Source organism: Halorubrum xinjiangense (assembly GCF_049604745.1).
In the GTDB taxonomy this organism is placed as follows: domain Archaea; phylum Halobacteriota; class Halobacteria; order Halobacteriales; family Haloferacaceae; genus Halorubrum; species Halorubrum xinjiangense_A.
In genome coordinates this window covers 115,983-134,926 of sequence record NZ_CP187139.1, presented here as the reverse complement: position 1 = coordinate 134,926, position 18,944 = coordinate 115,983, and the positions used below count along the sequence as shown (strand labels likewise).

The window sequence follows — 18,944 nt, the reverse complement described above, 5'->3', positions numbered from 1 at the left end:
TGCGATTCGCGGTGGAGTTTGTCGCCCCCGAGAGGGGCGAGGGGCTGTCGTAAGCGCCCACTCAACAACCATGTCTTCAGAACACGAGCAACAGCGATCACGACTTCACGGCGAGCAAACTGAGCAACCGAGCGACGAACCGTGGACAGATCTCGAACTGACGATCCCGCACAACAGAAGTCCGACTGCCATCGTCTCACTCGTCGAGTGCGCGCTCGTCGAACTCACTCACGAAGACGTCGGAGCCGAGTTCGTGTCGACGAGCGTTGCGGGAGAGAAGCGGACACAGTACATCGCCATAGATGACGTCGGCCAACGGTTCCAGAAGCGGTATTTCGACGAGCGGCTCGGCCGGCACGAAACGACTGTCAGTCGTGAAACGGTTCGTGACGAGCTGGTCAGCCGGCTCACACACCAGTCGTCACTGGGCGGTGAGGTAGGTCAGAATGGCGTTGACGGTGGTCAAGACAGCTTCTGTGTGAAACCAGCTCGAGAGCTCCGACTTCAGGAGTGATGTTTTAACCAACACTTGGACAAGCGGTTACCCGATGTTGGTTAAGGCGTTGTCAACCTGTGGATCCCAGCCCACCCAGGTCAGGAAACTATTCCCTGAAGTAAGAACTATATCCTTCGCCCTGCAATTCCGAGTATGTCCGAAACAGACGCCACCGATGGGCCGCCCCCCTTCGAGGACGCGTTCAGCAGCGATGACGTCGAACAACGCATCTACGGTACTATCCTGCAGACCCGCGAGCCGACGACGGCGAGCGCGATCGCCGACAGCGCTGACTGTGACCCCAAGACCGCCCGGAAATACCTCGGCTGGTTCGACGATTTGGGAATCGTCACCCGGCACGATGGCCATCCGGCCACCTACGAACGGAATGACGCGTATTTTGAGTGGCGACGCATCAACCAGCTCGCAGCCGACCACTCCGTCGAGGACCTGCAGGATCGCGTTCGTGAGCTGACGACGCGCATCACCGAGTATGAAGCGACGTACGACGCCGCGTCACCGGCCGCAGTCGACGCCGTCGACGCCGCGGAGGCCAGCGACGAGCGGACCATCGACGACGTGTACAGCGACCTCGCCGACTGGGCGACCGCCCGCGAGGAGCGTGACCGCTACGAACGCGCACGCCAGCAACGCACGGGTGGCGAGCGCGAACAGGCATCCGGGTAACCCGCTCGATGGTGCCACCGACAGGCGATGGCGGGAGCCCCGCCCCCATCGATCGCCCCATCCTCGAGTTCCTTCAGACACGGCTCCAAGCCACCGGACAAGTCTCCCGAGCGGCCATCACGGATGCAAGTGGCCATCTCGAGCTTCAGGTCGTCTTTGCATCATCGTACTACCCAGCGCCCGTTGACGAAGCAACCCTGACTATTCGCTGGTACACGAACGACGACTTCAAGATCCACTATCGAGAGACTCATTCGGAGCACACCTGGGAATGCCGATGGGATCGGCATCCGAACCCCCACAATACGCGCGACCACTTCCATCCCCCGCCCACCGCCCCGACGCCCGGTGACGATGACTCCTGGCCGACCGATCATCGTGATGTCCTGCGACTCGTCCTCGACGAGATTGAAGACCGGATCGCAGTACTGTGGAACGAATAAGCGACTGCCCCCGCAGTGGCGTTTATCGCGCCGACCAAGGGTGACGGCGCTCAGCGCGATGGGCACCACCAGGAGAGTCGTCGTGGTGTCCAGCCTGGAGTCAGCTGAGTGCAGTCACAGGTGAATCCATGTCTACGTTTAGTAACTCCGAGACAGCGAGTGCATCGCCGTCAGCAAACCACACGAGCCCACCCCGAGAGACCGAGGACACAGAGCCACAGAGATCCTGGCCAGACGATACGAGCAGCGAGGATGGAACACCAACGCTCAGGATGGACCAATGTCCGGAGTGTGGGAACCGTCGCTTCGTCTCAAAACTCCTCGTGTACGAGATCACAGGCTACGACGAGGGCGGCGAGCAAGAGTTCCGCCGCCAGCACGTCCGGGCAGAGTTCGAATACACCTGCAGCGAGTGCCAGACGACACTCCGGACGCTTCCCGCAGATCGCCGCGATTACTACGACGAAGTCGCGGTCCTCGAAACAGAACGGCGGGCAGCCCTCCGTGATCAACTCCGCCAGCTGGGGCAGCGGTGCTGGCGGCGTCTCGCAGCGCGAACGACGTGGCTGGCACTCGGACTCGTAATACTCGTGACCGGCCTCGTGATCGCACTCTAACAGTCCGAAAGAAGAGAGCCTCCCCGCTATCGACTCTTGCAATCCGCCGAAATACGCAGTGTGCCATCGACGGTGGAGAGCTAGCCCATCAGCAGCAGGAGAGGAACGGGTTCGGCGTACGTGCCCGGCAAGAGCAGGGCGCAAACGGCCGGGCGAGCTGGCCGCACGTGATCGTCGTTCGCGCCCGCAAAGGGGCGAGGCGCGCTCGAAGCGCGTCCAGTGAGAGCTTCCATGACTGGACCTGATATCCTCGACGACACGACAGGCGACTACGACCGGCTCGAAACCGAACTCGTTGCACAGGACCGGGATGCGTCCCGGGTCGCGACGGCGGACATCGATGAGACGACTGCCCGTCGTCTCGTTGGCGAACTCGTCGAGGACGATGTGGTGACGCCGATCCCTGACCAGCGCGTGCTCGTCCACGAGCCCAGTGGCAAGCCCTTCGAGTCGATCACCCAGCTCGCCGTGTTCCATCGTGGCTGGCAGGCCGCCACCGACGTCGACGCGGAGGACAACTGATGCAACAGACGCTTTCTGGGTGTGCGTTCTGCGATTCACCGCCCGGTGCAGAGATGGGCGAGGCGCATACGTGGGGGAAAGACGAACGGGTGACGCACCCAATCTGTGTCAACTGCGCCACCCAGACGCGGTCGGATCCCGACGAGCGCGACCACCACGCCTGCGACGGGTGCGGACTGGTCGTCGACGCCCTCGCGGCACTTATCCGGTTCCGTGTCGAACTCGGCCATCTCGAGGGGCCGCTCCAACTGTGTGCTCGCTGTAGCCCTGGTGGGCTCGCGACGTACTGGACGCGTGACCTCGAGGAGCATCTCATGGATGGGTGACGCTTGGCCGAGTGAGGCTCACATCGTACACACGAAAACGGCTAAGTGCGTTGGCTCACAATGTACACATTATGAGCACCGATAAGAAGCGCGTGCAGTTTCGGGCCCCCGATCGGCTCATCGACCGGGCCGACGCACTGGCCGCAGTCCTCGGGGAAGACCGAACAGACATCCTCGTGACCGCGCTTCGGGAGTACCTCCAAGACGCCGCTCACGACGACGCACTCACCCAGGAGATCGCTGCCGCCTATTACGACGATGAGATCACCTTCGAGCAACTCAAAGCGCTCGTCGGCGCCGAGGAGGCGGCAAATCTCCGAGTGTTGAAACAGCAGTTGGACGAGGACTTCATCGACGAGGTCGCCGACGCTTAGATGTCGCGGCTTATCGCAGACGCCTCCGCCCTCGTGAGTCTCGGAATCGTTACTGACGACGATCCCGATCCACTCGCACTTTGTCTCTCCCGGTACGAGGTCGTCGTCCCAACGGCGGTCATCGATGAACTCCGAGAGATCGCCTCCTACGATGACGTCCATGGACACGCCGCGTCCGCCGTCCTTGACCAGGTGGATGCATTCACGACACAGTCGGTCGACCTCGATGCCGAGTTCCCGCTCGATGACGGTGAGAACGCGGCGGTGACGCTCGCGAATAATCTCGATGCTGCGCTCTTCCTCTGTGACGAGTTCAACCAACTTGGCTTGATCCACGCCTCACTCGCTGATACCCGGCTCGTCACGACACCGACACTACTCTCGGTGCTCGTTCGAACTGAACACCTATCAGCTGCCGACGCGCGGCTGCTCCTCGATGCGATCAGTGACGCCCGTAGCTGGGGCGCGAACAGTTACGTGCAGCGAGCTCGCTCGTTGCTCGAAGAGCCCTAACACCGTGGAGGATCCTTCGAAGTGATTTGGAATGCCCGATAACGACGCTCTCTACGACGTTCGTGAACGAACGAAGAATCCCGAGCACGCATCAGTTGACGATGTATTCGAACTCGTACTCGAACGCGCACAGCATCCCCGGACGGAGCACCGGGACGCGCATCTCGACGAGATGATGGCTACTGTCGTCGACAGGTACGGCACCGACCCCGTCCGAACCGTTATCCATCGCATCCTCGTCGACCACTACCCCTTTCGGACTGCCACGCATGACCTCGAGATGCGTAACGTCGACGGTGTTCGTATCGGGACAGCAGCCGGCCAGTTCCTTACAGAATTGAACGCGCAGCACGACGATTGAAATACAGTTTCTGAAAGCCCTCGGCCGCTCGGCATCCCGCGACCACCGCTGCGCTCCTCGTGCCTGTGGTGCTTGCGGGGTCGGGGGACGACCGAGACGGCCTCGCCCTTTCTGAGTCCGCCAGGACGGTAGCTGGATCGCCGAGTGTCGCGGCCAGCTGGACAGGTGTGTACGTGACGGCCCGCCCCGCTCGCCGCTGCCGCCCTCCGCGTCGCTCGCGACCGACCATTCCGGGCGTGCGGGCGCTCTCCGCACCGCCCGCGCCCGTTCCGGGCTAAAATGCATGTGCCCTCGGCGCCAGCGGGTATCCCCGTCGGTTGCGCCCCTTGCGGGCTTTCGCGTTCCAGCGCTTGGTGCCGCCTGCGCTGTCGCGCGCCACACCGCGGCGCGCGTTCTCGGCGACAGTCGCTCTGGACACGAACCCGCACATCGGGCCGGACACGAGCGGGCATATCCCGCTGGCCGCTCGCTCCGGGCGGGTCGGCGCGCGGTGCTGGATGGTCGTCCGCCTCGGGCGCGCTCTCGCTCGCGCCCACAGGGCGCTCGCGAAGGCGCGAGCGAGAGCGCGCAGATGGTTCTGTCGGTCGTTGTCTCGAGGAATCCGCGATGTTGGAGCATCGCGGTGTCGGGCGCGTGAGCGCCTTCAGGAACCAGTGAGTTCCAATGTCAAGTAAGAACGTCTCCAGTGAAGTAGTTTCGGTCGATGAACAGGCTTTCGAGAAACACGATGAAGCCGAGGTCGACGAGGACGGATTCGAAGTCGTCGACGAGACCCCGGAGTTCCGGGCGACGGTCGACATGGAAGTGCAGGCGAAAGTCGATTCCAACCACCCAGATGCGCGGGTCGAGGAAGGCCCGGATCACATGTTCGGGAAGACTCTCGAACAGGAGGAGCGCATCGAGGCCCGGGAGGCCGAGCTGGAGCACATCAGTGCCCAGGCGGAACTCAGTCAGCAGGACGGTCGCGAGCAGCGCACGCGGGAGGTCGTCAGCGAGCAGTGTGGCCGTGACGAGCCGGCGCCGGCGGAGCGCACGGATCCCCGAGAGAAGCTGACGCAAGAGGAACTCGCGGCGGTGAACAAGCAGGCGATGCGGATCAGCGACGAAGTGCAGGGCGGCTGGTCGAGAGCAGTCGTCGCGAAGCAGCTGGCCGAGAAGGTGCAGCGCGGCCAGGACGTGACGAAGGCGGTGCTGGAAACCCTCGAAGAACTGAAGGCGGCGCCGGGGGCGATCGTGCCCATCGCGGACGTGCCGGACGTCCCGGTCGGTGAGGTGACGGTCGAAGGCACAGTGAGCGAACTCTGGGATCCCAGTTCCCCAGCAATCGCCCAAGTCGGACTCATCGAAGACGAAACCGGGCGTACGAAATTCACGATCTGGGAGAAGAGCAAGAAGACGGTGGTTCGAGAAGGGCAGACAGTCAGGTTCAGAGCGGTCAAGAAAAACTGGTACCAGGGACGGTGCAGTCTCGCCATCACGGGCTGGAGTCGGATTGAATTCCCAGAGCGCGGCCGCTGGTGGGAAGAGTAGGCGAGCGTAGCGCCGTTCTTTTTTTTGGTGTGTGCCGGACCGACCCGGACCCCACCGCCCCACCCTCCGCTCCGTGCTCGCTTCGCTGCGCGCGCAGCCACGACCTTGATCATAAATGGATGGTTCATCGCCAATCCCCCGTCGATTGTCTTTCAGTCGAATTTGGAGTGAATGGCAGTGTTATCTACTGCACGTGCAGTAGACACAGTGGTGCGGTCGGGCGTAGGTCTTTGTAGGTTAACCCGTATCAACATAGTAATGACAGATAGAGGGTACTTCAACCGGACAGAGTTCGGAAGTGACGGTGAGTGGCAGTCACCGGAAGAAGCAATTCGTGACCGCCACAACCCGGAAATCGCGTATCACCACATCGTGAAACTCGCTGGTTCAATCGACGCCGGACTGGACAATATCCCGGATGAGAAAAAAGCCGAAGCAATCACGTATGCGACGGTTGACCTATTCCGCGCGACCGTACAGTACGTCGAAGAGTTCGGGACGTATATGTACTCAGAAATCAAATCCGACGAGAACTTCATAGAACTCTTGATTCGAACCAGCGCCGGGAATTTAGAACCGTTCTTCGAAAATTGCCGGGCCGGGGAACTTGACGCATACCTCGCTGGGGAAGGCCACGGAGATACAGCTGCATTCATCGATGAGGTGTTCGGGTATGAACCGATCCAGTCCGGTGACGTGACACTCCACGCAGAGTCCAAGAATGTGGAGACTCTAGACGATGAAACCCTTAACACGTTAATTCAGAATTCAGAAGCGTTCATCGAATCTGAACTTCAAGCGATAGCGACGTACTATTTGAACGTCCGGGAAGCGTATAACGCTGTGAAGCACGGGAACCGCGTCATGGTGAATGACACGTCCGTCTTCGCAATGCAGCCCGAGCACGGCAGCGACACGTCCACGTTCGACACAGCCAGTCTGAGGTCTGCCACTGGCAGTGACGATGGAAATAATGAGGGCAATGCCGAGTGTGGTAGTGCCAGTACGGTCGACACGGATCCAACGAGTAATTCAGAACATGACGGGGACGCTGACGGTGAGAGGGAAGATCCCGGAGAGAATGATTCGGCGATTGCGCCAGTAAACGTCTCCGTTGACGACCCGTACATCTCATTTCTCTGCAAAACCACCGGCGATGAAGGCGGTGACCCGTACATCCTCACCGTCCCAGCATCATTTCTAGAACGCTGGTCACTCGATATTGCCGATCGTGTCCACCGACTCTACCAGCACGTGTACGAATCAACAACTAGCAGCACTGGTGAAGGAACACCACCCGAGTTTTACAAGCATCCGGACGAGCAACGATCAAACGACGACGAGTACTACTTAATCCAGAACCCGGACAGTACCGTCATTATTCCGAGCGACGCGGTCCCAGACACGATCCGAGAGTTCGAATTAGAAGACGGAGCGACCGTCGAACTCGTGTGCTCAGTTTCCCACTCCAGTGGCACCGTAAAATTCGATTTCGCTCTCGCTGCAGAACCAACCGAGGATCACCCGATCCGTGTCACCGGGGAATTGGAAACAATCGACCGCGTATTCCGTGAGCTCGGGACCGGTCACTTCCACTTCAGCGTTGAACCGGAACTTCTGAGCGTCGGGCAGTACCTTGACTTACTCGAAATCCGCGAATCTGACGGGTTCACAGAAATCGAAGTTGATCCACCGGGGCCGGACAACGTGGAAACCGGAACAGTCGACACGCCGTTCGAAGGGATCCAAGTCCCTGAACCGACTGACCGAGAGTTCATCGAATACATTCATAGAATCGAAAAAGCCACGCAGACTCGTATCCCATTCCCCCCGTTGTACACAGACGAGCATTACCACCTCTACGAAGAGTACCAAGACGTGAATTTGGACAGGAACACAGCCGAGGAATTCTTAGCCGAATTACACGGTATCGGTGAAGAAACCGGGCACATGCAAGTTGTCGTGAGAAACTGGGCAGCACCGTTACAAAACATCAGAGGAAACGCTAACCGAGACCCGGAGCAAGAAGAACGGTTACTGCTCTCCGGAGCACGCCTCGAACTTGATGTGGACGGAGTCGAACAACGGCGAGGTGATGACGGTGAAACGTGGGAGTTCGCACCAGCCCCCTCCACGTTTACCGTGGATGAAGCAATCGAAGCAATCGAATCCGACGGGATTGACGGTGTTACCGAACTCCGCGATCCGGAATTAGATTCGAGTGAGGCTTCGTCGTGGATCGGTGTGAAAATTCAGTTCGGAGAACGAGAGCCGTGGGGGGCGTTCGACGGGATTAACGTCGGGTTCTTTACCGAACCACAGAACGGGTAACACTGCCAGTATGAGTCCGAAGACAGGTACGTTCTTCCAAGAGTGGTGACGCGTATATTTACAGCGATACAGGCCTCAGATCCGGTAGATACGTTGGATGTTCACCGACGCAATCGACGAGCGAACGATTGACATCGCCGAGCACGACTATTTCGACACGGTGCGCGTTGTCCTCACGGAAGACGGGCGTATAACCGGTGCAGTCACGGACACAGCCGGGGGAGAGCGTGGGATGGAGTTGTTCCTACAGCACCGAGCAGACGGGACAGACTTGGAAATGCATGATGCAACCGGAACCGACCAACAGACCGGTGGCCGAATCGAAATCACGGATGGGTTCATCACACCAAATATCCCCGACCAGCACCACGAGCAGGATGATGAGATAGGATTCCGAGCCGGGACTGTTACGACGACGACCGCACCGGACGACGAAGCGATCGTTGGAAGTTCCGTGACAATCCGGTTCGATATGCTAAATTTCGATCCGCCGAGTGCATATTTGCCGCGTAGTAACGACACTCCGCTACTCGAACGTGATAGGTTCGAAGTATACGGAGCTGAACTCCCGGATACTGAAGACCGGATCGGGAAAATTAAAGAATGGCATCGACAGCTCCGCACTGGGACGTTGACGATCACGCAGGAAGTCAACGGTTCGCCAGTACACCAAGTCAATCACGCGGCCTGTACAATCGAACCGATTGCGTGGTTACTCGGATTCACGCAAGGTACCATGCCAGCCCCAATCCGAGCAACTATTACAGCTATCGACGGCGAGGAACCAGCATGGCAATTCGAGAAATGGTTCTCAACGTGGCGGGCTGACATGGGCTCGGCATTCACTGGGCGGAATATTGTACGGGCGAACGATCCGTTCGTGTTCCTCGACCACGGATATGACCGGTTCGTAGGCCGCGTAGAAGAGTACAAGTACCGTGAGTGCCTGTCGTGGTACTTCGATGCGTTACTCCAGGAACGGACAGTAAATGCGAAGACCGCATCAATCGCGTCTGCTATCGAAACGCTCGCCCGGCGGTACGCTGCCTTCGACGAAGATGTTGAGGGTGACACTGATGCGGTGATTGCGAATCTAGCAGACGAGCTCGGTGTCCCGGTGGATGACCTCGCATCATTCTCAACCGGATTCGATGAGTCAACGGAGTGGAATAACGCGTATTTTTACGTCGGAACACGGAACGCTGTTGTGCATAATGACCGCGTGAACGTCCCGTTCGACGACCTGTTCACTGATTTCGAGGCAGCGCTCACGATGTTTCGGCGCCTCATTTTCCACGAATTCACACCGCCAGGTGAACGTGACCGTTACACTGAGTTGAACAACCTCGAACCGCGTGATAATAGGTTCGAGTAACAGTCTCAACTAGGATATTCGGAGCTAGTAGACGTGGGGGGTGTCACAGCACCTGAGGAATCGAATGGCTAAATGGCTATTTTTTGGATGATCTCGGATTCACCCTGAGTCGTTCTATACTGTCCAAAAAATGTCGTATATAGTACGTGCAATTGATTGTAGAGAGACAAGGCGGTGCGATTCAATCAGCTCAACTCTCGGCGTAGATCCTTCGGCCTTGTGAGAGTCTATTATCCCCTCAATGGGTGAGGGGCTCGCTGTACTGGCGAGTATCCTGAACACGGTGAGAACGATGGCAATCAGAGACATCTACGAAACTGACTTCGACGAGGACGTCCAGACGGAGTCGAACCCTAACCAATGTCCCGAGTGCGACGGCCGGGTCACCACCAACACAGTCGAAACCGTCTGCGAGGACTGTGGCCTTGTCATCGACGAGCAGCGGATCGACCACGGGCCAGAGTGGCGGGCGTTCGACGACGAACGGGAGCGCACGGGCGCTCCGTTGACGGCGGCACGACACGATCGAGGGTTGTCGACGGAGATCGGCCGCGGGACCGATGCGAACGGGAACAGCCTCTCCGAGCAGAAGCGACGCCGACTGTTCCGGATGCGGCGTGAACAGACCCGTGGGCGGTTTCAGTCGAAAGCTGAACGCAACCTCGCACACGGGCTTAGTGAAGTCCGCCGGATCAGTAGTGCGCTCGAACTATCCGAGACGATCCGTGACCAGGCCTGCCAGCTATTCCGCAGCGCTCAGAACGAGGATCTCCTGCAGGGCCGCTCAATCGAGGCGATGGCCGCCGCGAGTGTCTACGGAGCGTGTCGGTGCAACGGGCGGCCGCGAACGCTCGACGACATCACCGAGTCGGCGCGCGTCGAGCAATCGCGGGTGACGAACGCATACACGACGCTGAATACGGAACTCGGCCTGCCAGCCCAGCCCGTGACGCCGAGTGCGTTCGTTCCGCAGTTGGCCTCGGAGCTCGACGTCTCCGATCAGATCCGGCAGCGGGCTCGGCAGTTGGCGGAAGCATCCGAATCGACCGGAGCAACAACGGGGGTTCGGCCATCCGGATTCGCTGCAGCCTGTCTGTACAAGGCCGGACGCGAAGACGGAATGTGGCTCACCCAGTCAGACGTCGCTGACGTTGCGAACGTCTCGGTGGTCACCGTGCGGACCCACCGCGATGCGCTGGACGAACTGGCTGTCTAACGCCCACACTGCTGATTTTCGGTTGTATGTCTGTAGGCTGATTGATGTGAGAGCCATTATTTAAACCCGAAGACGAAGCATGATACGGCCAGATCACTCTATGACCGACCAGTACGCCGACTACGAAGCCCTCCGACCGCTCGGCGAAGCGACCCACGTTCCCGACGACCAACTCGCCAGTAGTAGTGGTGAGCTCCGGCGGCAACGCTCTGGTGGCGTCGACGCAGGCTATCCAGACGACCCGACAGCAGCTGCGACCGAGTGCGATTCCTGTGGAGCGTCGATCCCCGCTGGCCAGTCGAAGTGCCGGTTCTGTCTCACGAACCATCTCGAAGCAGCCGACGAGCAGGGCACGTCGAATGCCGAACGGACTCTCCTCCACGTCATCCAGCTGCTCGTTGAGGCGTCGACGTTCTACGGCGCCGTCGCGAAGGGATCTGCTGCGGCCACCCTCCTCGCGAGGGCAGATGATGACCCAGTAGTCGATGACTGCAAGCTAATCTATGATCTCGACGAAGAACCGGCCCCACAGCTTGTCGATCAGTGGCCCTCGCTCCCCTCGGCGACACGGGTCACGTCTGAATGTGGTAATCAGCTGCTCGCGGCTGCTCGTGAGCGGACGGCGTGGACAGAGACGACGCAGTCCTGTCACGACGGCGAGCACACGACGTTCCTCTACGAGGAAACCGGGAGTGGGGTTCACTCCGAAGATCGTCTTGCAAGCCTACGTGAGGACGCAGACGACGACCTCTGGCTGGTGCCGGCGATTGCGCTCCAGGAATCCGTTGGCAAGACCGATACCGAACAGCCACGACGCGAGCGCCCAAACAGAACTCACCTCGAGTGTCGGGAGTGTGATCGGGAGACTAAGCATCGATTTCGCGAATTCGAGGCTATCCCCGACGACGAGTGGACCGGGCAGCCCATGTGGGAGTGTCAGCGGTGCGGGACACCTCGCTATGGGCCCGAACCCGAAGCCGGTCAATAGAGACGGTGACAGTTTAACCAACTAATCCCGATATCGATTCGTCCTGTTGGTTAATTGGAGACTAGTTCGAGATCACTCCCGGACCGCCCCGCTGACTGCCCGCCGGTGTTTTTTCGCGCCGTAAATTGGCGGAGGCGCACACATGGACCCACGAGACACCCCAGGCTATCGACTCCACCGCGCGCTTAGCAGCCTCTCCAGTATCGACGCCGACCAATTGGGGCCCGCTGATCGAGAGCGAATTAGCACCGCGACGACGCTCCTCGAGCAGGTGGATGTTCTCACCCAACCGAATACGACGAGGGACGGTGACGCTAAAGAAGAATCCTGACAGCACGACGCGTCGGCAACGCAGTATCCTGTGGCCGTCACAGCGTGAGCGGTTGTTCGCCCCCTTGAAGGGGTGCGGGGGCGCGAGACCGCTCCCGAGAACAACCCATGGCAACACTCCAAGCCGCAACGACATCGACCGGCGCGCTCGTATCGGATCCACAGGCAGTCCGCGAACTCTGTGAGAACCACTGCTTCGGGACGCTCAACTGGGAGGTGGACGACGACGGCGAACTGATCATCTGGGGCTACGACAGCTTCGACGTGTACGAGGCTCGTGAGAACGGGCTTCCTGACTACGACGGTGGCATCGTCACCCACGAGTTCCTCCGGTCGCTCGCAGAATATCTCGAACCGGACGAAGAATTCGACATCCAGACAGCCGGATTTACCAAGTGCCGCTTTCCCGTGCTGGCCAAACGGTACATCATCCGCGACGGTGAGGTCCTGTACGCGGACCTCAGTTTCCCCGACCCGATCGACGAGTAGCGTTGTTCGTCCCCCGGGAGGGGTGCGGGGCGATCCAGTCGTGGGTCGTCCTCCGAGGTGATTGTTCAATGGGCCACCGCGCACTCGTTGCGTACGAACGAACTGACGGACAGTACACGCTCCATTACTCTCATTGGGGTGCAGCGAATCTCAAGCTCAAGCACCGAATATCGGCTGAAACACCGTTCGGTGGCGACGACACCGACTCGAAGTGGGCGAAACAGCTGCTGGCGGAACTGGCCGATGGCCTCGAGGTAGATGCCGTCGATGGCTACCTCGCCGGTGAAGATCGCCCGTCGACGGTCGTCGAGCCGAAGCCCTGCGCCACCGGGCTTACCCTCGACGAGATCGTCGCGGACCATCTCGACTATCTCCACCACGAGGCGTTCTTCGTGGTGTCGACGACATTCGAGGTAGCCGCCTACCGGACACTATGGTTCGGCCTCCAGTACGACTCGGAGACAGTCGAACAGGGAGAGACGGTCGGGAACGGCGCGCTCGCGACGGTGCGCTGGTACGACGGCGAGCCGGTCGGCGACGGCCACCTGCAGGGACAGTTCGCGGCCCTCAAAGACGTCGTCGGCGATATGCTCGACAAGGGTGTGTTCACCCAGTCGACCGCTCGCCAGTACCTCACACAGAAGCTCGGCGAGTGGGTCGGCGAGCGCCAGGAACTGCGCATCCCTGGTGGTGAATCACCGTCGAAAACTGCGTCAGTCGACCGATTATAACGCCAATCCCTTTCTGAGTCCCCACGAACGTCTGGATATGTCAGATCGGGCTGATGACGAGGTGCGAGTATGGCTCGTCGAACGTACCTACTCCGATGATGAACAGAACCTAATCATCCTCACCTACGCGACACCCGACGGCAAACAGTATTATCGGAAAGAGCGGGCACTCACGTCCTTCACCGATATTCGAGATACGACAGCGGCAGTCGATGCGGGGCCCGGCAATCTCGGCACGGTTGATGACCCCGATCTCCAGGACCAATACGCGGCCGAAGCGCAGCGAATGCAGGAGGTCCACGACCCGAACGACGTGATCTGATGCTCACCAGTAGACGTAGTCCCGTGCCATTGGTTATGTCGGAGGAGGCCGTAGACGGGGTATGCGCGAACTCGTCTTCGCCCTCGAATACGAGCCGGGGTGCAATAGGGTGGCGGATGCCCTTGCCGACTACCCCGACGCCCGTGTCCGCTCGCTTTCGTTGCACGCGACTGCCGACCAACTTTGGCGAGTCGACCATGCCACCGGCACTCCGGACGCACTCGACGCCATCGAGGACGCGTTTCGAAACAGCGACTACTACGCCGACTGTCTCGCCACCGAGGACTGCGGCGCCACCCAGACCACCCGCGTCCTTGACCGCACGGACGACACGCTCGTCCTCTACTCCGACTGGGAGCGAACCCCCACCTGCGCCTCGGTTCCCCACATCGCCCGCGACCATCTCGGGGACGGCGTGCTGTTCGAGACCCGTCATGAGGGCCGCCACTACACGTGGCGACTCATCCACTCGGGCGACGGCGACGTGGCGGCATTCTTCGACTCCCTCGAGGTTGCCGTCGAAGAATGCGCTCAGATGGAGATGCTCCGCACCGCGGACACGACGACAGCAGCTGGAGGAAGCGACGAAACACCGAGCGGATTACCCCCGGCGCAGGAAGCCGCCCTCCAAGCCGCCGTCGAACACGGCTACTACGAGTCGCCCCGCGAGGTCGATGTCGGCGAGTTGGCCGAGCATCTCGACGTGCCTCGGTCAACACTTACCTACCGGCTCCGTCGGGCGGAAGAACATTTGGCGAAGCAACACGTCGCCGGCGAGCGGGTAGCGGAAGAACGGCTGGCATCGCACTGACACCGCGGTTGGAATATTCCAACAAAGACATATCGAACTCCCGCTCCTACCGTGAGGTGATGACAGAGAATTCCGATGTGGATACAGCGGGACCACCGAACGGCGGCGGGCAGCGGGAGTTGACTGCCCGTCTCACGGTCCCCGAGATGGACTGTCCGTCGTGTGCGCAAAAAGTCGACAAGAGCCTCCAGCGCGTCGACGGCGTCGTTGAGGCCACGCTCCAGCCGACCACCGGGACAGCTACCATCAAGTACGATCCGGACCGGACTACCAAAGCCGACGTCGTCGCGGCGATCGAAGCCGCCGGCTATGACGTGATCGGCGGAGCAGACGACGAAACCGACGAGTCTGCCGACGGCGTCGATATCGCGCCACCTTCGGAGGTCTGGACGAGTTCTCGCGCGAAGAAGACGTGGCTCGGCGCAGCGTTCGTCATCCTTGGTCTAGTCTTCGAGTTCCTTCTCACCGGCCAGAACGTCGCGATAGCGAGCATCCTCGACTACCCGCTACACATCGCAGATGTCCTGTTCCTCGGTGCCGTCGCGGCCAGTGGCATCCCGGTCGTCCGCAGCGGGTACTACTCCGCGAAGAACCGAAGCCTCGACATCGACCTCCTGATGGGGACAGCGATCATCGCCGCAACCGGCATCGGCTACTTCGTCGAGGCCGCGACGCTGGCCGTCCTGTTCAGCATCGCCGAACTGCTCGAGGACTATGCGATGGACAGGGCACGGGATTCTCTGCGCGAGCTGATGGAACTCTCGCCCGACGAGGCGACCGTCCGTCGCGATGGTGAGGAAGTGACCGTTTCCGTCGAGGAGGTCGACGTTGGCGAGACCGTCGTCGTCCGCCCTGGCGACAAGATTCCGCTCGACGGGACGGTCATCGAAGGCGAGAGTGCAGTCGACCAGTCGCCGATCACGGGCGAGAGCGTCCCCGTCGACAAGACCACCGGCGACGAGGTGTACGCCGGCGCGATCAACGAAGAGGGGTACCTCGAGGTAGAGGTCACCTCGACCGCTGGCGATTCGACGCTCTCGCGTATTATCGAAATGGTACAGGGCGCACAGGCGAAGAAGACCGAGTCTGAGCAGTTCGTCGACAGCTTCTCCGGCTACTACACACCCCTCGTCGTCGTGCTGGCAATCCTGACCGCCGCTATCCCGCCGCTGGTTATCGCTGATCCGGTGGCGGTGGACCTAGCCGGTTACGGGTTCACCTTCGCGGGCGACTGGCAGACGTGGTTCATCCGTGGGCTCACGCTGCTGGTGATCGCCTGCCCGTGTGCGTTCGTCATCTCCACACCCGTCTCGGTGGTGTCGGGCATCACGAGCGCCGCGAAGAACGGCGTCCTGATCAAGGGCGGAAATTACCTGGAAGCGATGGGCGAGGTCGACGCCGTCGCCGTCGACAAGACCGGGACGCTCACCAAGGGCGAACTCGCCGTCACCGACGTCGTTCCGGTGGGTGACACTACGGAGGACGATCTGCTCCGTCGCGCCGCTGGGCTGGAGCAGCGCAGTGAGCATCCCATTGCTACGGCGATTCTCGCCCGTGCTGAGGAGGCGGGCGTGGGCAACCTGCCCGACCCGACGGGTTTCGAGAGCCTCACTGGGAAGGGCATCCGCGGCGAGATCGGCGGCGAGACGTACTATGCGGGCAAGCCCGCGCTCTTCGAGGAACTGGGCTTCGACCTCGCTCGGGCACGCCGCGAGACGGACGGCGGCGTTATGACGGAAGAGGCGACCGAGGGCGAGAACGGGGCGTTCGCCGAGGATGCCCTCTCCGCGCTGGAGCGGGAGGGCAAGACTGTCGTTATCGTCGGGACGGAGTCGAAACTGCTGGGTGCGATCGCCATCGCCGACGAGGTTCGCCCGGCCTCGAAGCGGGCCGTCGAACGCCTGCACGAGCTGGGCGTCGAGCGCGTGGTGATGCTCACCGGCGACAACGAGGGCACCGCCCGCGCAATCGCCGAGCAGGTCGGGGTCGACGAGTATCGCGCAGAACTCCTGCCCGACGAGAAGGTCGACGCTGTCGAGGAGTTACAGGCAGAGTACGGTGATGTCGCGATGGTCGGTGACGGCATCAACGACGCGCCCGCGCTCGCCACCGCGGAGGTCGGCATCGCGATGGGCGCGGCCGGCACCGACACCGCTCTCGAGACGGCCGATATTGCGTTGATGGGCGACGACGTCGGGAAACTCCCGTACCTGTACGACCTGTCGCATACGGCCAACGGGGTGATCCGGCAGAACATCTGGGCGAGTCTCGGCGTGAAGTTCCTGCTCGCGCTGGGCGTGCCACTGGGGCTGGTCAGCGTTGCGTTGGCGGTCGTTGTCGGTGATATGGGGATGAGCCTCGGTGTCACCGGGAACGCGATGCGGTTGTCGCGAATCGAGCCCGATCGGTTCTCCGACACCTGACTCTGCGGCGGGAAGTGCGGGCAGGACGCTCCTCTTTCGCGACTTTCCTGCGCTCTATCGAGACAATTTGCAGTTTGTCTGGGGCAGTAGAGACTGAGCCCCACCGCAGGCTCTGATTTGATGCCCGAGAATCCAGACGACGATCCACTCCACGATTGCGAGTTAAGTCCCGACGCAGTCCTCGGGACGCGCACCTTCCACGATGTCCTGTTCACTGACGATACCGAGACGCCGGTAAACGTGCTCACCGGCGAGACACCCGCACATTCGCAGGCGACCGTCGAGGAAGCGAAGGCGTTCGCTACGAGTATCGATACGGACACACCACAAATCGCGCTCCCGGCCTCTGTCGAGACGCAGATCGAAACCCAGAGCCAACCCTACACGGCGGCCGCGTTCTTCCACTTCAAGGCGACCGGGTCGCTCGAACTGCACCGTGCCTACCACGCCGCCTACGACTCCGACGCGTTCAGCACCGACTTCGAGGCCGACTACGAGTCGGGCGACCTGACGATCACCGTCGAGCAGACTGCCGATTCCTGAACGCGGTCTCCCGAAGCGAGGTTTTTCGAGCGCCGGCGATGGGTGCCGGCGCACCGAGCAGACAAAGCCGAGCAGCGCCCGGTGAGTCGGCGCTCCGAGGTGAACAAAGATGCATATGGTCATCTACGCGTTAGTCGAGGCACCGACACGGCACGACGCTCTGGTCGAAGGGAAAGCAGTCTTCGACCGTCTCGTCGGGGCGAATCCCCACGGCTGCGCCGTGTTTGATTACTACTGTACTTTCGACGAGGAGGATACGACGGTCGCCGGGAAGGCTCGCTGGGGAGATCTGCCGACGGCAGCACCGATAAACTCAGAGGAGGGTGGTGAACTGCTCGACCGGGCTTGGAAGGCCACGAAAGAGGAGTTTCAGCGGAATCTCGACCGGGTGAAGGAGGCGCTCGACGAGCTCAGCGACGAGGCGATCATGCGCGACGAGGATCTCGCCCGACATGCGTTCCATCAGGTCGGCGCCTACGAGGGACCATCAGTCCCGATGTACGACCAGCACGCGATGGGGATTCGCCACCGCGATCAGCTCGATCGTGTCCTCGAGGAAGACGAGGACAGCCAGACGCTCTGGATCGTCCCCGCAGACGTTCACTTCTGACTGACAATGCCCAGAATCACCAATTGGTCCCGGGAGAGTCGTACACCAACACTCGCGTATCGGAACACCGAGACCGGAGCACGCGCCGTCCTACACCGGACGCCGGACTCATACCGGTACAAGTGGCGCGGGGCGATCCTCGTCGACGGCTACCCGGTCTGGTCGCGAGGCTTCGAGACGAAGGAGGCGACGACGTTCCGAGATGCACTTCGGGAGCGGCCAGCGCCCGAACTGAGCTGTCCGGAGTGTCCGAACGATGACGTTCTCGTCGGCGAGAAGACAGCTGATGGAGCGACGGTACAGCGTTGGTACGACTGCCCGGACTGTGGGTACGAAGCCCCATCGCGCATCGTCTACGGCCCTGAACGCTGAGAACGTACACACGCAGGGTGTTTTTCGGCCGGGGCGGAGAGAGTGACCCGGTCGAACCGGGTCGGTCCAACAATGAGTCTCGAAGTACTCGACCGACACAGCGAGGCACTGTTCGAGTTCCTCTGGTGCCCCGTCTGCGGGCAGGAAGTGTTCACCCACATTCCCTTCGAGGGAGTGTTCTGCAAGAACTGTAACACGCAAGTCGTCCTCCGAGAGTCCCGAGAAAACCGTGGCTACGAGGAGGCTGTGCTCGCGTGCTTCGATACCGACTCGACGTGGAACCTTCACGTCGACGAGAAGCTCCGTCGCGACCTGCCTGACGGCTCGGCACGGGTGAAAATCCTCGGGGCACCGGGGGCCTACAAAGTCGACTGGTGGAGTCCAGCACCTGGGGAGGATTGGGAGCCGGTCGAGCGTGGTGAATTCGACGACGTGGAGGAACCAGACGAGGTGTCACATCTCGCGTAACGGATTGCAATCCCGCTACGACTGTGTGGTGTTGTTTCAGCGCCGGCGATGGGTGCCGGCGCACAC

24 protein-coding genes are annotated in these 18,944 nt (G+C 60.9%); all 24 read left to right on the top strand.

Going from position 1 to position 18,944, the window contains the following annotated elements:
• Positions 1 to 70 precede the first annotated feature (70 nt).
• The 24 genes from ACOZ35_RS00680 to ACOZ35_RS00565 all read left to right on the top strand — a co-directional run bounded on the left by ACOZ35_RS00680 (position 71) and on the right by ACOZ35_RS00565 (position 18,878).
• Entirely contained in the window at positions 71 to 514 is a 444-nt protein-coding gene (locus ACOZ35_RS00680) for a hypothetical protein (protein ID WP_080508344.1), read from the top strand.
• Positions 515 to 649: 135 nt separating this feature from the next.
• Positions 650 to 1,183: a DUF7342 family protein gene (locus tag ACOZ35_RS00675; protein ID WP_058365597.1), complete on the top strand. Its 534-nt coding sequence runs from the start codon at positions 650 to 652 to the stop codon at positions 1,181 to 1,183.
• Positions 1,184 to 1,191: 8 nt separating this feature from the next.
• On the top strand, positions 1,192 to 1,626 hold the full coding sequence (locus ACOZ35_RS00670) for a hypothetical protein (protein ID WP_343771684.1): 435 nt from the start codon (positions 1,192 to 1,194) through the stop codon (positions 1,624 to 1,626).
• 272 nt (positions 1,627 to 1,898) lie between these two features.
• The gene (locus tag ACOZ35_RS00665; protein WP_006184783.1) at positions 1,899 to 2,243 is read left to right on the top strand and encodes a hypothetical protein; all 345 of its coding nucleotides are present in this window, start codon (positions 1,899 to 1,901) and stop codon (positions 2,241 to 2,243) included.
• A gap of 231 nt (positions 2,244 to 2,474) precedes the next feature.
• Positions 2,475 to 2,765: a hypothetical protein gene (locus ACOZ35_RS00660; protein WP_424013254.1), complete on the top strand. Its 291-nt coding sequence runs from the start codon at positions 2,475 to 2,477 to the stop codon at positions 2,763 to 2,765.
• The gene (locus ACOZ35_RS00655; protein ID WP_424013253.1) at positions 2,765 to 3,091 is read left to right on the top strand and encodes a DUF7558 family protein; all 327 of its coding nucleotides are present in this window, start codon (positions 2,765 to 2,767) and stop codon (positions 3,089 to 3,091) included. The genes ACOZ35_RS00660 and ACOZ35_RS00655 overlap by 1 nt, the downstream gene beginning before the upstream one ends.
• A 71-nt stretch (positions 3,092 to 3,162) precedes the next feature.
• On the top strand, positions 3,163 to 3,465 hold the full coding sequence (locus ACOZ35_RS00650) for a hypothetical protein (RefSeq protein ID WP_058365798.1): 303 nt from the start codon (positions 3,163 to 3,165) through the stop codon (positions 3,463 to 3,465).
• Positions 3,466 to 3,978 carry a hypothetical protein gene (locus tag ACOZ35_RS00645; RefSeq protein WP_058365797.1) on the top strand — a complete coding sequence of 171 codons (513 nt, stop codon included), beginning with the start codon at positions 3,466 to 3,468 and terminating at the stop codon, positions 3,976 to 3,978.
• Between the two features lie 31 nt (positions 3,979 to 4,009).
• Complete coding sequence (locus ACOZ35_RS00640) at positions 4,010 to 4,339, top strand: hypothetical protein (RefSeq protein ID WP_424013252.1); 330 nt, start codon at positions 4,010 to 4,012, stop codon at positions 4,337 to 4,339.
• A gap of 663 nt (positions 4,340 to 5,002) precedes the next feature.
• Complete coding sequence (locus ACOZ35_RS00635) at positions 5,003 to 5,869, top strand: DNA-binding protein (RefSeq protein WP_379771276.1); 867 nt, start codon at positions 5,003 to 5,005, stop codon at positions 5,867 to 5,869.
• 258 nt (positions 5,870 to 6,127) lie between these two features.
• Positions 6,128 to 8,200, top strand: a complete 2,073-nt coding sequence (locus tag ACOZ35_RS00630) for a hypothetical protein (RefSeq protein WP_379771279.1) — start codon at positions 6,128 to 6,130, stop codon at positions 8,198 to 8,200.
• 97 nt (positions 8,201 to 8,297) lie between these two features.
• Positions 8,298 to 9,575, top strand: a complete 1,278-nt coding sequence (locus ACOZ35_RS00625) for a hypothetical protein (RefSeq protein ID WP_379771281.1) — start codon at positions 8,298 to 8,300, stop codon at positions 9,573 to 9,575.
• Between the two features lie 292 nt (positions 9,576 to 9,867).
• Positions 9,868 to 10,791 (top strand): transcription initiation factor IIB, encoded by a 924-nt coding sequence (locus tag ACOZ35_RS00620; RefSeq protein WP_379771283.1) that lies wholly within the window; start codon positions 9,868 to 9,870, stop codon positions 10,789 to 10,791.
• Positions 10,792 to 10,891: 100 nt separating this feature from the next.
• Positions 10,892 to 11,779 carry a hypothetical protein gene (locus ACOZ35_RS00615; RefSeq protein WP_210113834.1) on the top strand — a complete coding sequence of 296 codons (888 nt, stop codon included), beginning with the start codon at positions 10,892 to 10,894 and terminating at the stop codon, positions 11,777 to 11,779.
• A 142-nt stretch (positions 11,780 to 11,921) separates the two neighbouring features.
• Positions 11,922 to 12,110, top strand: a complete 189-nt coding sequence (locus tag ACOZ35_RS00610; protein ID WP_233340876.1) for a hypothetical protein — start codon at positions 11,922 to 11,924, stop codon at positions 12,108 to 12,110.
• A gap of 107 nt (positions 12,111 to 12,217) precedes the next feature.
• A complete protein-coding gene (locus ACOZ35_RS00605) occupies positions 12,218 to 12,598 on the top strand; it encodes a hypothetical protein (protein WP_210113833.1) in 381 nt (126 codons plus the stop codon).
• A gap of 68 nt (positions 12,599 to 12,666) precedes the next feature.
• The gene (locus tag ACOZ35_RS00600; RefSeq protein WP_210113832.1) at positions 12,667 to 13,329 is read left to right on the top strand and encodes a DUF6735 family protein; all 663 of its coding nucleotides are present in this window, start codon (positions 12,667 to 12,669) and stop codon (positions 13,327 to 13,329) included.
• A 37-nt stretch (positions 13,330 to 13,366) separates the two neighbouring features.
• On the top strand, positions 13,367 to 13,651 hold the full coding sequence (locus ACOZ35_RS00595; RefSeq protein ID WP_004594503.1) for a hypothetical protein: 285 nt from the start codon (positions 13,367 to 13,369) through the stop codon (positions 13,649 to 13,651).
• A 61-nt stretch (positions 13,652 to 13,712) separates the two neighbouring features.
• Complete coding sequence (locus tag ACOZ35_RS00590; protein WP_004594502.1) at positions 13,713 to 14,462, top strand: helix-turn-helix domain-containing protein; 750 nt, start codon at positions 13,713 to 13,715, stop codon at positions 14,460 to 14,462.
• Between the two features lie 59 nt (positions 14,463 to 14,521).
• Entirely contained in the window at positions 14,522 to 16,885 is a 2,364-nt protein-coding gene (locus ACOZ35_RS00585; RefSeq protein ID WP_011222451.1) for a heavy metal translocating P-type ATPase, read from the top strand.
• Between the two features lie 120 nt (positions 16,886 to 17,005).
• Positions 17,006 to 17,428 (top strand): hypothetical protein, encoded by a 423-nt coding sequence (locus ACOZ35_RS00580; protein WP_011222452.1) that lies wholly within the window; start codon positions 17,006 to 17,008, stop codon positions 17,426 to 17,428.
• A 109-nt stretch (positions 17,429 to 17,537) separates the two neighbouring features.
• The gene (locus tag ACOZ35_RS00575) at positions 17,538 to 18,038 is read left to right on the top strand and encodes a hypothetical protein (RefSeq protein ID WP_424013251.1); all 501 of its coding nucleotides are present in this window, start codon (positions 17,538 to 17,540) and stop codon (positions 18,036 to 18,038) included.
• A 6-nt stretch (positions 18,039 to 18,044) separates the two neighbouring features.
• Complete coding sequence (locus tag ACOZ35_RS00570) at positions 18,045 to 18,410, top strand: DUF7568 family protein (RefSeq protein WP_210113830.1); 366 nt, start codon at positions 18,045 to 18,047, stop codon at positions 18,408 to 18,410.
• A gap of 72 nt (positions 18,411 to 18,482) precedes the next feature.
• Positions 18,483 to 18,878, top strand: a complete 396-nt coding sequence (locus ACOZ35_RS00565; protein WP_424013250.1) for a DUF7567 family protein — start codon at positions 18,483 to 18,485, stop codon at positions 18,876 to 18,878.
• Positions 18,879 to 18,944 lie beyond the last annotated feature (66 nt).